Annotated in this window: 16 protein-coding genes; 4 read left to right on the forward strand and 12 right to left on the reverse strand. The window is 42.8% G+C overall.

All coding sequences use genetic code 11. The features are described 5' to 3' along the window. The first annotated feature begins 14 nt into the window (after nucleotides 1-14). Nucleotides 15-899, forward strand: a complete 885-nt coding sequence (locus tag AAZR19_RS12530) for an ROK family protein (protein ID WP_163114439.1) — start codon at nucleotides 15-17, stop codon at nucleotides 897-899. Then, nucleotides 896-2815: a BglG family transcription antiterminator gene (locus AAZR19_RS12535; protein WP_434703337.1), complete on the forward strand. Its 1920-nt coding sequence runs from the start codon at nucleotides 896-898 to the stop codon at nucleotides 2813-2815. Before AAZR19_RS12530 ends, AAZR19_RS12535 begins: the two co-directional genes overlap by 4 nt. A 54-nt stretch (nucleotides 2816-2869) precedes the next feature. Here AAZR19_RS12535 and arr read toward each other — a convergent pair whose 3' ends face one another. From arr to licT, 5 genes are all read right to left on the reverse strand, one after another. After that, nucleotides 2870-3286: an NAD(+)--rifampin ADP-ribosyltransferase gene (gene arr / locus AAZR19_RS12540; protein ID WP_434703339.1), complete on the reverse strand. Its 417-nt coding sequence runs from the start codon at nucleotides 3284-3286 to the stop codon at nucleotides 2870-2872. A gap of 111 nt (nucleotides 3287-3397) precedes the next feature. After that, the gene (locus tag AAZR19_RS12545; RefSeq protein ID WP_041106169.1) at nucleotides 3398-3610 is read right to left on the reverse strand and encodes a hypothetical protein; all 213 of its coding nucleotides are present in this window, start codon (nucleotides 3608-3610) and stop codon (nucleotides 3398-3400) included. 159 nt (nucleotides 3611-3769) lie between these two features. After that, nucleotides 3770-5191, reverse strand: coding sequence for a glycoside hydrolase family 1 protein (locus AAZR19_RS12550; RefSeq protein WP_434703342.1), 1422 nt, complete (start codon nucleotides 5189-5191; stop codon nucleotides 3770-3772). 19 nt (nucleotides 5192-5210) lie between these two features. Then, entirely contained in the window at nucleotides 5211-7070 is a 1860-nt protein-coding gene (locus tag AAZR19_RS12555; protein WP_056764929.1) for a beta-glucoside-specific PTS transporter subunit IIABC, read from the reverse strand. A gap of 235 nt (nucleotides 7071-7305) precedes the next feature. Continuing rightward, nucleotides 7306-8142: a BglG family transcription antiterminator LicT gene (gene licT / locus AAZR19_RS12560; protein ID WP_041088833.1), complete on the reverse strand. Its 837-nt coding sequence runs from the start codon at nucleotides 8140-8142 to the stop codon at nucleotides 7306-7308. A gap of 183 nt (nucleotides 8143-8325) precedes the next feature. On the opposite strand from licT, the gene AAZR19_RS12565 reads away from it, so the two are divergent. Next, complete coding sequence (locus AAZR19_RS12565) at nucleotides 8326-8526, forward strand: hypothetical protein (RefSeq protein ID WP_075622241.1); 201 nt, start codon at nucleotides 8326-8328, stop codon at nucleotides 8524-8526. Between the two features lie 35 nt (nucleotides 8527-8561). On the opposite strand, the gene AAZR19_RS12570 is transcribed toward AAZR19_RS12565, so the two are convergent. The 7 genes from AAZR19_RS12570 to AAZR19_RS12600 form a co-directional block, all read right to left on the reverse strand. Beyond that, nucleotides 8562-10181, reverse strand: a complete 1620-nt coding sequence (locus AAZR19_RS12570) for an APC family permease (RefSeq protein WP_434703345.1) — start codon at nucleotides 10179-10181, stop codon at nucleotides 8562-8564. Between the two features lie 337 nt (nucleotides 10182-10518). Continuing rightward, nucleotides 10519-11487: a rhodanese-related sulfurtransferase gene (locus tag AAZR19_RS12575; protein WP_434703347.1), complete on the reverse strand. Its 969-nt coding sequence runs from the start codon at nucleotides 11485-11487 to the stop codon at nucleotides 10519-10521. Between the two features lie 249 nt (nucleotides 11488-11736). Then, entirely contained in the window at nucleotides 11737-12564 is an 828-nt protein-coding gene (locus tag AAZR19_RS12580) for an aldo/keto reductase (protein WP_041106158.1), read from the reverse strand. A gap of 81 nt (nucleotides 12565-12645) precedes the next feature. Beyond that, nucleotides 12646-13062 (reverse strand): DUF5301 domain-containing protein, encoded by a 417-nt coding sequence (locus AAZR19_RS12585; protein ID WP_434703350.1) that lies wholly within the window; start codon nucleotides 13060-13062, stop codon nucleotides 12646-12648. 29 nt (nucleotides 13063-13091) lie between these two features. Beyond that, entirely contained in the window at nucleotides 13092-13553 is a 462-nt protein-coding gene (locus tag AAZR19_RS12590; protein WP_226015225.1) for a DUF523 domain-containing protein, read from the reverse strand. After that, the gene (locus tag AAZR19_RS12595) at nucleotides 13550-13780 is read right to left on the reverse strand and encodes a hypothetical protein (protein WP_041106152.1); all 231 of its coding nucleotides are present in this window, start codon (nucleotides 13778-13780) and stop codon (nucleotides 13550-13552) included. Before AAZR19_RS12595 ends, AAZR19_RS12590 begins: the two co-directional genes overlap by 4 nt. A 105-nt stretch (nucleotides 13781-13885) precedes the next feature. Then, a complete protein-coding gene (locus AAZR19_RS12600) occupies nucleotides 13886-14344 on the reverse strand; it encodes a MarR family transcriptional regulator (protein ID WP_041106150.1) in 459 nt (152 codons plus the stop codon). Nucleotides 14345-14545: 201 nt separating this feature from the next. Here AAZR19_RS12600 and AAZR19_RS12605 point away from each other — a divergent pair, with 201 nt between their 5' ends. Continuing rightward, on the forward strand, nucleotides 14546-15316 hold the full coding sequence (locus AAZR19_RS12605; protein ID WP_434703352.1) for a GNAT family N-acetyltransferase: 771 nt from the start codon (nucleotides 14546-14548) through the stop codon (nucleotides 15314-15316). The last annotated feature ends 25 nt before the right edge of the window (nucleotides 15317-15341 follow it).

Below are 15341 nucleotides of genomic sequence, written 5' to 3' on the forward strand. Positions count from 1 at the left end.
GGAGGGCATTGATCATGCGAATTGGAGGCATTGAAGCAGGCGGAACGAAATTTGTCTGCGGCTACGGAACAACAGACGGAACGATTGAACACATGACTTCCTTTGCAACAGGGAATCCAGATGAAACATGCCGGCAAGTGATCGATTACTTTACAAAGCATCGTGTCGATGCCATTGGAATTGGGGCATTCGGGCCTGTCGATGTGAAAGAGCAAAGCCCAAGCTACGGGACGATTTTAGACACACCAAAAACAGCCTGGCGCCAATTCCCTTTCCTCTCTACCATAAAACAAGCCCTCGGGCTCCCGATGAAGCTTGATACCGATGTAAACTGTGCAGCACTCGGAGAAGCCCGTTTTTCAACTGAAGCAGAAAAGCCTGCCTCCTTGGTCTATATTACTGTTGGGACTGGAATAGGCGGCGGTGCCTATATTGAACATCGCCTCATTCATGGTTTGCTGCATCCAGAAATGGGTCATATCACCGTTCAGCGGCATCCTCATGACACATACGGAGGCTGCTGTCTTATTCATCATGATTGTTTAGAGGGACTGGCATCTGGACCTGCCATAGAAGGACGCTATCATACACTGGCACAAATGCTGCCAGAGGATCATCCAGCCTGGTCACTTCATGCTTACTATCTCGGGCAGATGACTGCTAACCTGCTGCTCACCCTTTCACCAGAACGCATCATTCTAGGTGGAGGCGTGATGAAACAGCCGGCTATGCTGCCGCTTATTCTTGATGAAACAGACAAACGGCTTCACAACTATTTGCAGCTGCCAAAGCCTTTACATGAAATTATCACAAAACCATCCTTTGATGGATTATCTGGTTTAATGGGCGCCATTGCTCTTGGAACTGATGCCTTACAGGCGCAAGGAGCCGCGCAATGATGATGACGGCAGATCCTCGAACCTATCAGCTGATTCAGCGGCTATTTGAAACGAAGGGGTTCGTGAAGCTGGAGGAGCTCACTGCCTCTTTTCGCTTATCTGACCGCTCTATCCGCAATTTAATCAAGGAAGCAAATGAGTATTTAAAGGAAACTGGGGCCATGATTAAAACGATTCGCGGGAAGGGATATACTCTTTTAACGAGTGACCAAGATGCTTTCTTACTTTGGCTTCATCAGCAAAAGCTTCCTGCCCGCTCTCTTGTCCCCGTCATGCCAGAAGAGCGTGTACGATTTATGATGAGAAAGCTGCTGCTTCAATCAGATTACTTAAAAATTGACCAGCTGGCTGAAGAACTGTTTATCAGCCGCATGACGGTCAGCAGTGATTTAAAAAAAGGACGAGAGCTGTTAGCCCGTTACGGCATGACCCTTGTATCAAAGCCTGGATTTGGCTTAAAGATTGAAGGAGATGAGCTGCAAAAAAGAACGTGCTATGCAGACTTACTTCTTGAAGAAGAGCCTGCTCTCTCTCATATCACCGAGCGGGAGCAGCTCCATTTTCCTGATATTTCTCTTGAAACCATTCGATCGATTGTGTTGACGAACCTGCATCAAGAGTCATTGCTCATTAAAGACATTGCCTTAAAAAATTTAGTCATTCACTTAGCCATAGCGATTCAGCAAACACGAAAAAACCAGCGGATATCCGCTAGTACTGCCCGTACACAAAGATCACCCGTTTTGATGAGAATTGCACAAAAAATCATACAGCAGGTGAGTGACACTTTTTGCGTGACCTTATCAGAGGATGAAACAGATTACTTAGTCATGCATCTATTGGCGAATCAAACGTGGAAAGAAGCCGCCCAGCATCAGACGACAGTGGAAGTTCAAGAGGCGGTTACAGTCTTTCTACAGCACATTGAAAAAATAAGCGGTCATCGTTTTGCTGATGACAGCATCCTGCAGCAAGACTTGATGCTTCATATGAAGCCGCTATTAAATCGCATCCAATATGGCGTATCATTACAAAATCCGCTTTTGCATGAAATCAAAGCGTCCTATCCTTACCCGTTTGATTTGGCTGTCAGCGGACTAAATGCCTTGCAGCTGGTGCGTACGCCAAATGAAGACGAGGCCGCATATGCTGCCTTGCATATCGCTGCTTCATTTGAAAGAAGTCAGCTCGACACCTCGCAAAAAAAGAAAGCCATTATCGTGTGCGGGTCTGGACTAGGGACGGCAAGGCTCCTTGAAATTAAATTGAAGGCAGCCTTTCAGCACGAGCTTGACATTGTTGAGCTCTATTCCTATCAGGATTATCTCATGAGCTCCTCTTTGCCGTGTGACGTCATCATCACAACCGTTCCACTCTCATCAAAGGGGAAACCAGTCATTCAAGTCAGCGCCTTTTTTGAACATCATGATATACAGCGTGTAAATGAAGTCATTCATTTATTAAATGGGCACGGGGCACCCTCAAAAGAGCTGATGGCGTTTTTTCAAGAGCGATTGACTTTCATGAATGCTGATCTAAGCAGCAAGGATGAGGTATTAGATATATTATGCAGCCGTTTAGAGGCACATCAGCTAGTATCGCCTTCTTTTCGTCCCTCGGTGCTTGAGCGGGAGCAAATGTCGTCTACCTATCTTGGCAGTGGCATTGCAATGCCGCACCCGCTCATCACAAATGAAGGCACCTCCTCTGTAGCCATCGCACACTTAAAACAGCCAATTGACTGGCAGGGAGACCAGGTTTCACTTGTCTTTTTATTAGCGATTCATAAGGATGACGCTGCCTGTATGAACCAATTCTTTGAACAGGCTGTCGATTTACTAGACAATCCAGACCGCATTCACTCCCTCAAGCAAGCCAACACATTTGATGAGCTGATGGATGCGTTGTTTCAATAAGATCAACCAAAAGGCCGCCCAATTCATGAGGCGGCCATCGTGTTATTCGTATCATCAATCGTATATGACATTTTTTCCTTCTTCACTTAATTTTTTTAAGGAGCTCAGCATATGATTGATTTCTTCATCGGAATGTCTTTCCCATGAACCTAATTCTGCAACTATTTTCAACGGAGATTTCGATCGATAAGAACGTGTTGGGTTGCCAGGAAATCTTTTATCAGTCACATTTGGATCATTTTCAAATTCGCCTAACGGTTCTACAATATAAATTCTTTCTTTCGCATCAGACCTAGCTAATTCAGCACCCCATTTGGCCGCATTAAGTGTTCCGGTGAAATAGATATGGTTTGATTTTTTATCCTGATAATTGGATAAATACAGCGGTTCAAGCAGATCTCCAACCTTCAATTCCGCTTTTGTCCCATGAAAAAATGGCCCAGGATCTAACACCTTTTGCTTGTCATTCATACAGCCACACCCCTTATCGTTTTTGACTTGCGTATAACAGTATACGGCTAGATATGGGTGAGAAACAGTCTATAAATTTAATTAAATTCGGGGTATAATGATAGTAGAGAGTTAGATGTGAACGGACATAAGTACTGTAAATAAAAACGGAAATTTCGCATTCACACCAACAATGACGAAAACAAGAATACCTTCCACAGCTGACAGCGTCACAATCAATCCATGGTTCATTGGATATTCCTTCGCAATCAATTTCTGTCCTATATAATTCAAACCATAAAAAATCAAAAACAATGTGAAGAACATAAAAAGAATCGTCATCATATAAATAGTCCCTTTCTTATAATGGATTTTTACCCAATTTTTACAATATATCATCAGACTATCATGTTAGAACAACTCGAACAATATGATCTTGCCAATAGAGTGAAGAAAGAAAAAAAGCCAACCACCCGCTCATAAGGTGATTGGCTTTTTCATATGTTATTTCCCGATGTTGTCTCCATTTTGCTGAATCAAGGTTTCATACCAATAAGAGCTCTTTTTGCGAATTCTTTTGAGGTCTTTTAGGTCAAATTCGTCGCGATTGACGTAGATGAACCCATAGCGCTTGGAGCATCCTTGGTGTGTGCTGATTAAGTCGATAGCTGACCACGGGCAGTATCCGAATACCTCGACGCCGTCTGTGATCGCCCATTTGATTTGCTCGATATGTTTTTCTAGATAATCAATTCGATAATCATCCTGAATTGATCCATCTTCTTCTAACTTGTCGAATGCACCCAATCCGTTTTCCGTGATAATAAGCGGCAGCTGATAGCGGTCATAAATCTCCCGCATCGTTGAACGGAAGCCGACAGGATCAATCTCCCAGCCAAACGCATTTTTACTTAAGAATGGGTTGTTGCCGCCTTTGTAGACGCCATCTTCACCGGATTTCAAATGCTGATCTCCGCCGCGTGCAAATTCGTCGTTGCCATCTCCTTTACTCGCTTCAACCGTTTGTGAGGTGTAGTAGTTAAAGGCAATAAAGTCTGGCTTCGCGCTTTTCAAAATATCCATATCTCCCTCTTCGATGACAGGAAGAATGTCTTTTTCTTTCATGTACGCCCAAGCAAGGTTGTTATAACGGCCGAACACGGCCATATCAAGATAAAGCCAGTTGCGGATCGCATTGTAATTCGCCGCAGCAAGCACATCTTCAGGCTTTGGAGAAGCCGGATAAATGAGCGCAATGTTTGGCGCTGGTCCAATTTTCGCTTCAGGCAGCATTTGATGACAGAGCGTCATGGCTTTTGCCTGTGCAACGAGCATATGGTGATTTTGCTGGTACAGTTCTTTTTTCGGATTTTCCAAATTTGGATCAAGTGTACCGAGCGCTGATCCATGTAAGATCATCATGTTTTGTTCATTAATGGTCAGCCAATATTTTACCTTCTGACCATACTCCTGAAATAGAACCTCAGCATAGCGCTCAAACGCATCCACTGTCCCGCGGTTAGACCAACCGCCCTTTACTTGAAGCGCATGAGGCAGATCAAAATGATACATTGTCACGATTGGTTCAATGTCATAGCGGCGCAATTCATCGATGAGAGAATGATAGAATTCAATCCCCTTTTGATTGATCTCCCCATCTCCATCTGGAATGATCCGTGTCCACGCAATGGAAAAGCGATAAGCCTTCAAGCCCATTTCTGCAAACATCTTCACATCCTCTTTATAGCGGTGATAGTGATCGCTTGCGACTTTAAAATCCGTTGTCCCTTCAGGATAACTTGATCTCATGTCAATGACAGAAGGCCCCTTGCCATCCTCGTTCCACGCACCCTCTACCTGATAGGCGGAAGTAGATCCGCCCCAGAAAAAGTCTTTTGGAAATGATGCTAGTGTTGAATATCTCATGATTTCTTCCTCCTTTTGATTAAACTAGATGTAAAAATGATTGCCCTGGTGTGATTTGTTTCTCTTCCGTTTCAATGATATCGCTAAACTCACCTGAATTGGTAATAATAACGGGTGTTGTGACTGACAGGCCTGAAGCTTGGATGGCTTCTATGTCAAACTCAGCAAGCAGTTCGCCTTCTGTGATGGTTTGCCCCTGCACAACCTTCGGGGTAAAATGCTTTCCGCCTAATTGTACGGTATCCAGTCCGATGTGAATGAGTACTTCTGCTCCGCTTTCAGAGGTTAGACCATACGCATGTCCAGTTGGGAACACCGTTGTCACAACTCCTGATACTGGTGCAAACAGCTTTCCTTCTGATGGAATGATGGCTGCGCCCTTTCCTAGTGCACCAGATGAGAATGCCTTATCCTGCACTTCCTCCAGCTTGATGACCTCGCCCTTTAAAGGACTTTTCACATGAGCTGCTTTGACCCCATGTTCGTTTTCAATTACCGGTGCAGAAGCGGCTGCCGGCGTTTCATCTTCATCTACTGGATCTTTAAATCCAATCAAATAAGTTAAGATGATCGAAAGGACGAACGAGACCGAGATACCGATGATGAACCCTGTAAATCCTTGACCATAGAAAATCGGAAGTGTCAGTAAACTTGGAAGGCCTGACGCAATTGCAATACTTTGTGAATAACCGATAATCGCACCGCCGACCCCAGCAGAGATAACAGCTGCAATAAATGGTTTTTTCAAACGAAGCGTGACCCCGTATACAGCTGGCTCTGTGATCCCAAACACAGCAGAAACTGCTGTCGATCCAGCCAATGATTTCAGTTTTTTATTCTTTGTTTTCAGCATAACACCGATAGAAGCACCGGCTTGTGAGAATACAGCTGGCGCAGTGGCCGGCTTGATATGATCCTTCCCATGGACTGCGATATTATTTAAAATCACTGGCACAAGTCCCCAGTGGATACCGAAGATGACAAGAATCTGCCAAGCCATCGCAATTAAAGCACCTGCAAGTGTAGGACTAAAGGAGAAGACTTTCAGCAAAACAGCTGCAATGCCATTCCCTGCATACACACCAAATGGTCCGAATACGATGAGTGTCAGCGGAACAACCGTGACAAGTAAAATGAGTGGTGTAATAAAGTTTTTGACACTTTCATGAATGACTTTGTTAAAGAAACGTTCGATATATCCCATCACAAACACTGCCAAAATGATTGGGATGACCGTAGATGTATAAGACATTAAGACGACTGGAATCCCGAAGAAGGTCACATCTCCGCCGCCTTTTGACAATTCTTGAATGGTTGGGTAAATAAGTGCACCTGCAATCGTCACAGCAACAAACGGATTCGCTTTAAACTTCCTAGCAGAAGTGAATGCGAGCAATAATGGCAGGAAGTAGAACAAGCTGTCAGATGCCGCAAATAAAATTTGATACGACGTATCTTCAGGAGATAACCATTTCGCGTTGATACAGATGCCTAATAGACCTTTTAAAATACCTGCACCCGCCATGACACCGAGAAGTGGTGTGAAAATCCCCGAAACAATGTCGACGAATTTCCCGAAAAGGCTTGTGCTCTCTTCACCTGATTTTGCAGATGAAGCAGCGGAATCCTCTAATAGATTCGTAAACTCTCCAATTTCTCGATATACCTCTGGTACGGTATTGCCAATGACCACTTGAAATTGGCCGCCGCTTTCCATGACTGTGACGACTCCATTTAATTTTTCAATGGCCGCTTTATCTGCTTTTGATCTGTCATTTAAGGTGAAGCGAAGCCTTGTGGCACAATGCACCAATGAATGAACGTTTTTCTCTGTGCCAATGTGTTTGATAATGTCTTCTGCTAATTGACGATAACTCATGCAAAAACCCCCTTTTTTTCAAAAAAATACGTTTTTGGGCAAAATAAAAACCTAAACGGGCACCAAAAATAGTCGCAGCTTGCTGTTGCGCTTTTTTAGTGAACGTTTAGGTTTTGCCTGCCGAACAGTCACAATCCTCTAAGACGATCATTGTGAAACCGTATTCTTTTATGTTTATGAGCAAATAGTACCACTCACCTTTTCTCATGTCAACGCTTTCTTTTAAAATCTATCTTTATTTTTCTCGTTTGATCAGTCGATTCAAATGAATTGATAGATACAGCATCTCCTCTGATGTGAGATCCCGGTGATAGGTTTGATAGACATATTCTGCGATTTTCTTTGCGCAATCGTATGCTTTCGGATACTTCACTTTGATCAGCTGATATAAGTCCTGATCCTCGCTGACAAGCAGTGTTTCGTTAATCAGACGCTGGACGAAAAAGCGCAAATGCGTGAGAAAACGGTAAAAGTTAAGCGAGTCTTCATCAAATTCCATGTTGAGATGATATTTCACAATGGTGAGAATGGCATTGACTTCCTTTGTGATATTGACCGTCGTATTCATATCCTCATTGAGCTCTGCGTTAATGATATGCATGGCAATAAAGCCCGCTTCATCCTCAGGCAGTTCAATATGAAGACGCTCTTCAATCATCTCAAGACAGTCCTTTGCCACGAGAAATTCATCTTTGTATAAGCGTTTAATCTCCCAAATAAGCGAATTCTCAATCAAATGATTTTTCTTCAGCCGTTCGATGGCATAATGAATATGGTCTGCCAGCGATACATGCAGACTTTCGTTTAATCTTCGGTTCAGCTTTGTATGTGCATATTGGATCATTTCTTCGGTCACCTTGACCACATCATACGGAACCTCTTGAAGCAGCATTTTCATCCGCTCGTGAACGGAATGATCCTCCAGGCGGAAGACTTTATCAATCAATGCTTCGTCCACCGGGTCCCCGGGACGTCGCTGGAACGCAATGCCTCTCCCCATGACGACGATTTCTTTTCCTTGTTCATCTATGACACTAATGACATTATTGTTTAGAACCTTTTGTATCTGCATTTCCAAACACCTCCGTCTATGACCAACAACTTTACAAAATATGCTCTCATCTTAACACAACTGTCAAATCACTTGGCGTTTTTATCTGACTTTTGCAATAGATTTCACCACAATTCTACCCTTTCATAGCTGGTCTGATCCTTCAATTGCCTGCATACAATACTCCTGAGGAGGTGACCTTCTGTGAAGGCTTTTTTCTGGTCTGCATCATTTTTATTCTTGCTCATGTTCACCCTCATCATTCTAGGCATCGTGTTCTGGTGGAGTGGACAAGGCTTAGGCCAGCTTTGGAGATATGTGCTCATTTCACTTGTCACAGCGGCCGTTTTGCACGGCGTCACCACTTGGCTGAAACGGCATGTGATGCACCTTTCATCCAAATAAAAACAGCTGCCCCGAGTGTTCAGGCAGCCGTTTCTTTATTCTTTGGTTGATGCAGCTTCTTTCTGAGAAGCACGCAGCTCATCATTGATTTTTTTCGCATCCTCTAAAAACTCTGTTTCATATCCACTTTTGAGTGCCCACATATAAAATAGCAGAGCTACCACTGTAATCAGTGCCATGTCCCAGCCATAATGAATGATGTTATAACCGCCGAATTTATCACTGCCAAGACAGGAAATCGTCATCATCACAAGCAGGTACACAACCATCCAAGCACCCGCCTTAAAGTTGCGGCCGAATCCTTTCCACTTCGCTTTTGCTTGATAGTAAAAATAGATAGGTAGACCGATGAGAATAATGAACAGCACCTGACCTGTTAACGGCCATCTTGCCCAATACAGCGTCAATGAGGCAAAGACAAAACCGAGAGGAGCAATGATGCTGAGTCCTTTTATTCGAAGCGGACGATATAAATCTGTCCCTGTCTTTCTCAGCGTCATGACGGTCACTGGTCCAGTCAAATAAGAAATGAGTGTTGCGACAGAGATAATTTCTGCAAGTACACCCCAGCCTCTAAATAAAAACAGAAAGATAAACGATACGGCTAAGTTAAAAAACATTGCTGGACGAGGCACGCCGTAAATAGGGTGCAGACGGCCAAGCACACTTGGCATGTATTTGTTTTTTTCCATTCCATAAATCATCCGAGACGTCGTTGCGGTATACGTAATTCCTGTACCCGAAGGTGACACAAACGCATCCGCATATAAAATCAGAACAAGCCAGTTAATCCCAAGCGCAATGGCAAGGTCCGCAAATGGCGAGTTGAAATTCAAATGACCCCATCCATTCACAATCATAGATGGATCAACAGCACCGATAAAGGCAACTTGTAAAAGGACATAAATCACAGTTGCAATGAAAATCGATCCGACAATGGCAATTGGAATCGACCGGCCTGGATTTTTTGCCTCACCGGCCATATTAATCGGGCTTTGGAAGCCATTGAAGGCAAACACAATCCCAGATGTCGCAACAGCTGTCAGCACACTCGCCCAGCCGTTAGGAGCAATACTTGTTCCAGAAGTAAAATTCTCACTATGAAAACCTACGAATAAGAGCGCACCAATTGTTAATCCTGGAATGACAATTTTAAACACAGTAATGAATGTATTCGCTTTTGAAAATAACCCTACTGTCCAATAATTAAGCAGAAAGTAAATCACAAGCAGTACACTGGCGACCATAAGACCTTCTGTCGTCAGCACTCCTTTTGTGACCAAGTGGGTTGTCCACTTTGCCCATTCCCAAGGCCAAGAGCTCATGTACTGGACGGAAGCAACCGCCTCAACTGGTATCACGGAGACAATGGCGATCCAGTTCGCCCAAGCTGCAATAAACCCAATAAAAGATCCGTGTGAATATTGCGTATATTTCACCATTCCGCCTGCCTCAGGAAACATCGATCCGAGTTCACTATAAGACAAAGCGATAAATAAAATCACAACCATCCCAATCAACCAGGATAAAATAGCAGCAGGACCGGCGATTTGAGCCGCACGCCAAGCACCGAAGAGCCATCCTGAACCAATGATTGAGCCAAGACCTACCATCATTAAAGCGAAAGTTCCCATCCTACGATGCAAATGATTCATGTTCATAACACCTTTCGATTAAAATACAGAGCATGTGTCAAGCAAGCGTCTTTCTTTCAAAGCAGCTCACTTTAAAATGGCAAATATTTCTTCTAATGAACCTTTACTCTTGTTCATTTTTTTGCCTGTTATATTATCTCTCAATTCTTCATTTTCTGAAATAGTCGAACATGCTTATTTCAAAAGAAAGCGCTTTTCCACCTGTTCAATCTATTAGACTGAATAACTACCTTTACCCTTATTTTGAAAAAAACAAAACAAAAAAGATAGAGGAAATGACTTCCTCTATCTTCTAACCCCCGTCATGTACAGAAAAAAAGGATAGAGGGGGTTCCCTCTATCCTTGTGAAATCACTTGTTCTTTTTCAATGACAGCTAGTCTTTCTTGTACTTCTTCTTCAGATAAATTGTGCTGTTTCACATACAGGTTCCGTTCGCTTGTGCGGCATTCATGACTACAGCTGCGCATATACTTATGCTCACTCTCTTCAGTGGCAATCATCTTACGGTTACATGCAGGGTTCGCACAGTTCACATAACGCTCGCAAGGCTCACCAGTGAAGAAATCTTTTCCGACAACCACATGCTCTGTTTGATTCACTGGTACTGTTAAGCGATTATCAAACACATAGCATTGACCGTCCCATAGCTTCCCTTGCACTTCTGGGTCTTTTCCGTAAGTGACAATTCCGCCGTCAAGCTGAGAGACATCTTCAAAGCCTTCACGCTTTAACCAGCCTGAAAATTTCTCACAGCGTACACCGCCTGTGCAATAAGTCAGGATTTTTTTCCCTTCAAGAATCTCTTTATTGTCACGAATCCACTCAGGTAATTCACGGAATGTCTCAATATCAGGACGAACTGCCCCTCTAAAGTGACCAACATCAAACTCGTAATCATTACGCGCATCAATCACAACAGTATCAGGTGATTGCATTTGCTCGTAAAATTCAACCGGGCTAAGATGTTTCCCCGTTAATTCCAACGGATTCACATCATCCTCAAGGCTGAGGTTCACTAGTTCATTCCGATGACGGACGTGCATTTTTTTAAACGCATGACCATCTGCTTCGTCAATTTTGATCGGCATAGACGCAAAGCGCGGATCTTCTTTTAACGCTTGCATGTACTTGTCCGTTTGCTCAATGGTTCCAGAAACCGTTCCGTTCAACCCTTCTGCTGATACGAGGATACGGCCTAACAAACCAAGCTCCTTACAGAATGCTAAATGCTCTGCTGTAAACGTCTCTGGGTCCTCAATGGGGACATATTGATAGTAAAGTAAAACGCGATATTGTTTTTCCATCTATATAAACACCTCTTAAATTTAATCAAAACATACCATTCTTTATCATACAGGAAATACATACCTAAAGGCAATGTCGGCGGCTCAATTCCATAAAACGGAAGGGTCTTTCTTCTCATATATTCGATGGTTTGATTGGAGACTATGTAAAGAAAAGATTATCGACACCATTCAAATCATTGAGGCCTTACAACCTCAAAAAACTGCACATAAAAAAGCACAGGCATCGCACCTGTGCTTTTCCTTCGATTAAAAATCAAAGTTATCTGGATCTGGACCTGTGCGCTCATCTTCATTGAGCTGATCAATGACACCCATCTCACGTGCGGACAGCTCGAAATCGAAGACTTGTGTGTTTTCGATGATTCGGCTCTTCGTCACAGATTTTGGAATGGTGATAATGCCATGCTGTAAGTCCCAGCGAAGGATCACTTGCGCTACTGATTTATCATGTTTTTTCGCGATATCCTGGAGAACAGGATGGTTCAGAAGCTTCCCGCTGCCTAATGGCGACCACGCCTCTACATGAATTCCTTTCGATTTGCAGTAGTCTCGTAAAGGCTCCTGCGTCAGCTTCGGATGAAGCTCGATTTGATTCACCATTGGCACAACTTCTGCCTCTTCCAATAAATCCTCTAAATGATGCTGATGGAAATTACACACTCCGATCGCTCGAACGCGTCCATCCTGATATAGCTTCTCTAGCGCTTTCCACGTCTCTTTATATTTACCTTCAACTGGCCAATGAATTAAATAAAGGTCTAATACATCTAGTCCCAGCTTGTTCATACTTGTTTCAAAGGCTTCGAGTGTTGATTCATAGCCTTGATCATTATTCCAGACCTTTGTCGTAATGAATAGATCATCGCGCGAGATGCCTGATTGCTGAATGGCTTTGCCTACCCCTTCTTCATTTTGATAGGCTGCTGCTGTATCAATGCTGCGGTAGCCCGCTTCAAGAGCGTCTTTGACTGCATTTACAGCCTCATCCCCATCTTTTACCTGCCATACACCAAAGCCTAGCTTCGGCATTTTTACTCCGTTTGCTAATGTGACTGTATCTGTTAATCCACTCATCAAACAAACCTCCGCTTCCTTTTTACTTACCAAGCACTATACCCGAATTTTCAATTGATCATGCATGACATTCTGACTGAGTTATTTGATATATTTTCCCATATCAATTTGATTGGCGTCAACGATTTGATATTCGCTGGTTTGATCTTTTGTTTTAGAAAAATCATATGTCGTTAGAAATGCTTGATCATAGAAAGTCAGACCGTATGTTTCCTTCTTATTCTCATACACCCTGATCCAATAAGACTCTTTTGAAGTTTTTTTAGTTTCATTCGTTTTCTTTAATTTCATACCTGAAAATTCCTTCAGCAGCTTTTGAATATCCGCTTTCTTTTCCACTTTAACACGCTCATTATCATGCTCAATTTGAATCGAAGTCACCTTGTTTTGATCAATCGAGACCACATCATCAAAAGAGTATGTTTTTGCATTGATTAGAAAATAAATACCAATTCCTAATAAAATAATGACGACTAAACCAATCATCCACTTTTTCAACCTAACTCCTCCTTCTATTCACACCACACCTATAAAAACAGTGAAGTCCAATCATCCTCCTCAGAAAATACCTGAATCCCATGCTGTTTTAGCAAGGCGGATGTCACTCCATCCCCAGCTTTTGTCCCCCCGTTAAACTCTCCGCGGTAAATCATCCGGCTGCCGCAGGAGGGGCTGTACTCTTTTAGCACAACCGCTGTTGCTTTCAGAGACTGAACCTGCTCCAGCGTGGCTTTTGCACCTTTTACATACATCTCCGTGACGTCAGTTCCATGAACATCGACAACAGCAGCCTGCCCCCGTAAAACATCATATCCATCTCCGCCAATGATTTCTGCCGGAGGTCTAGGCGTGGAGAAGCCGCCAAGGAGCTCAGGACAAACTGTGACTGCCTTTCCCTCCTGAACAAGCTCCTCAATTCGCTGATCTAATCGATGGCTGCCATTATAACGAACCTTCAACCCAGCAAGACAAGCACTGACGACAATCATGTATGTTCCTCACTTTTTTTGCTGACTTTAAAATAAATACATAAAGGCAAGAAACATATCGTATTCACCAAAAAGGGCAGAGCACAATACAAAGCAGCACCCCAAATTGGTTCTCCAGGTCCTGCAATACCAAAAAAATAAACAAATAATAGCAAGCTGACAAACAATCCCACGAATGGCATGATGAATACGTATTTTTTATAATTTTCTATCATTTCTTTCCCCAATGAGCTCCCTCCCTTTCTTCATGGCCTCGAATAACATCAATATATGTTAATTTTACCATAAAAAACCGAAATCATCTCCTCTTTACGATGGTTTCGGTTTTTTATCTATATCTTTTCTTTCCAAGCCTTTAAGAAACGCTCAATCACTTGTAATTCATCTTCATGAAACTGCTGTAGAAATTCTAAATAGGACGTGACTGCATTTTCATGTAGTTCATCATGAAGCGCTGCCAATTGCTTTCCTTCCTCTGTCAAAGAATAATAGACAGATTTCTTATCACCCTGCCGGTGGCAATAGTCCACCATGCCTTTTTCAATTAGTTTTTTCACAGCCTTTGTAATAGCTGGCTTTGATAGTTTTAGTTGTTGAGATAGAAATGTATTGTTTGATTCGTTTGGATTGGCTTGTATCATCGATAAAATGTGAAGCTGTGTGAGTGTCCATTCTTGTTTGAGTGTATCAGTCGTGGTAATCAGTGGATCTGTTGGATCATTCCGTCTCTTTTCCCTATGCATAATCAGATCTTGAATCGCTTTTAATACAATCTGCTCTTTTGTTTCCATCTGAACCTCCACTCTTAACTGGTTAATAAAATGGTACTAATAATGAAGAAAGGAGTCAAAAGAAATGTCGATGTGAGCAAAATAATAGGACATAGGACCTGAAAATTACATATGCACTTTTATACTAGATTCCCCTCATCCTGTCACATGCTATAATCATGGGGATGTCACCCAATTTATCAAAATGAAAAGGTGAGCTAAATGAAACCTGAACAACAAATGGCCATTCGCCAGTTAGAAGAAAAGATACACCTGTTTTCCTCTGCTGTAAACGGAACCTTCCTTGCATCGGACGATTTCGTTCTATCCAATACTCAAATATCGACTGACACGTTCAATTTGCTCTTACCGACATCAGCTCAAATCCAAGATCCAAAAAAAGTGAAAGCAGCCATTGAACACATGCGGTCACAGAAACTCATCTTCAGCACATGGGTTGATCACCGTTTACTCCATCCTGATTGGGCTGATTTATTAAAGGAATATCAGCTTCAAGAGGTCGAACGCAATACCATCATGATGCTAGAGCATACAGGTGACATTGATCCAGTCACATCCCCAGCACTTACAATCAAGGAAGTTCTTGATGAGCAGACACTCTTTGATTACAAACATATCTTTATTGAACTATTCAAAGGGTCGAAAGAGGCCGCCGCCTTAGAAGACTATTTCCAGCGTTTTTCGATTGAAGCATTACACTCAAAAGCTCGCATGTTCGTGGGGTATGAACACCAAAAGCCGGTCACAACAGGCTTATTATTCGAGGCAAACGACAGCTACGGTATTTATGATGTCATGACAAGGGCCGAACACCGCGGAAAAGGACTTGGCAGTGACATGTTTCATTACCTTCTAACCCAGACAGAGAATAAACAAAAATGTGTCATCTTACAAGCATCAGCGGACGGCAAAAATATTTACCAGCGTGCCGGTTTTCAGCCGATTGGCGAAATAGTTGTTTTTGACACATAAAAAGGAGAGGTATCACACACCTCCC

The sequence above is a fragment of the Bacillus sp. Je.9.29.b genome, assembly GCF_051129925.1.
Taxonomy (GTDB): Bacteria; Bacillota; Bacilli; order Bacillales; family Bacillaceae; genus Bacillus; species Bacillus safensis.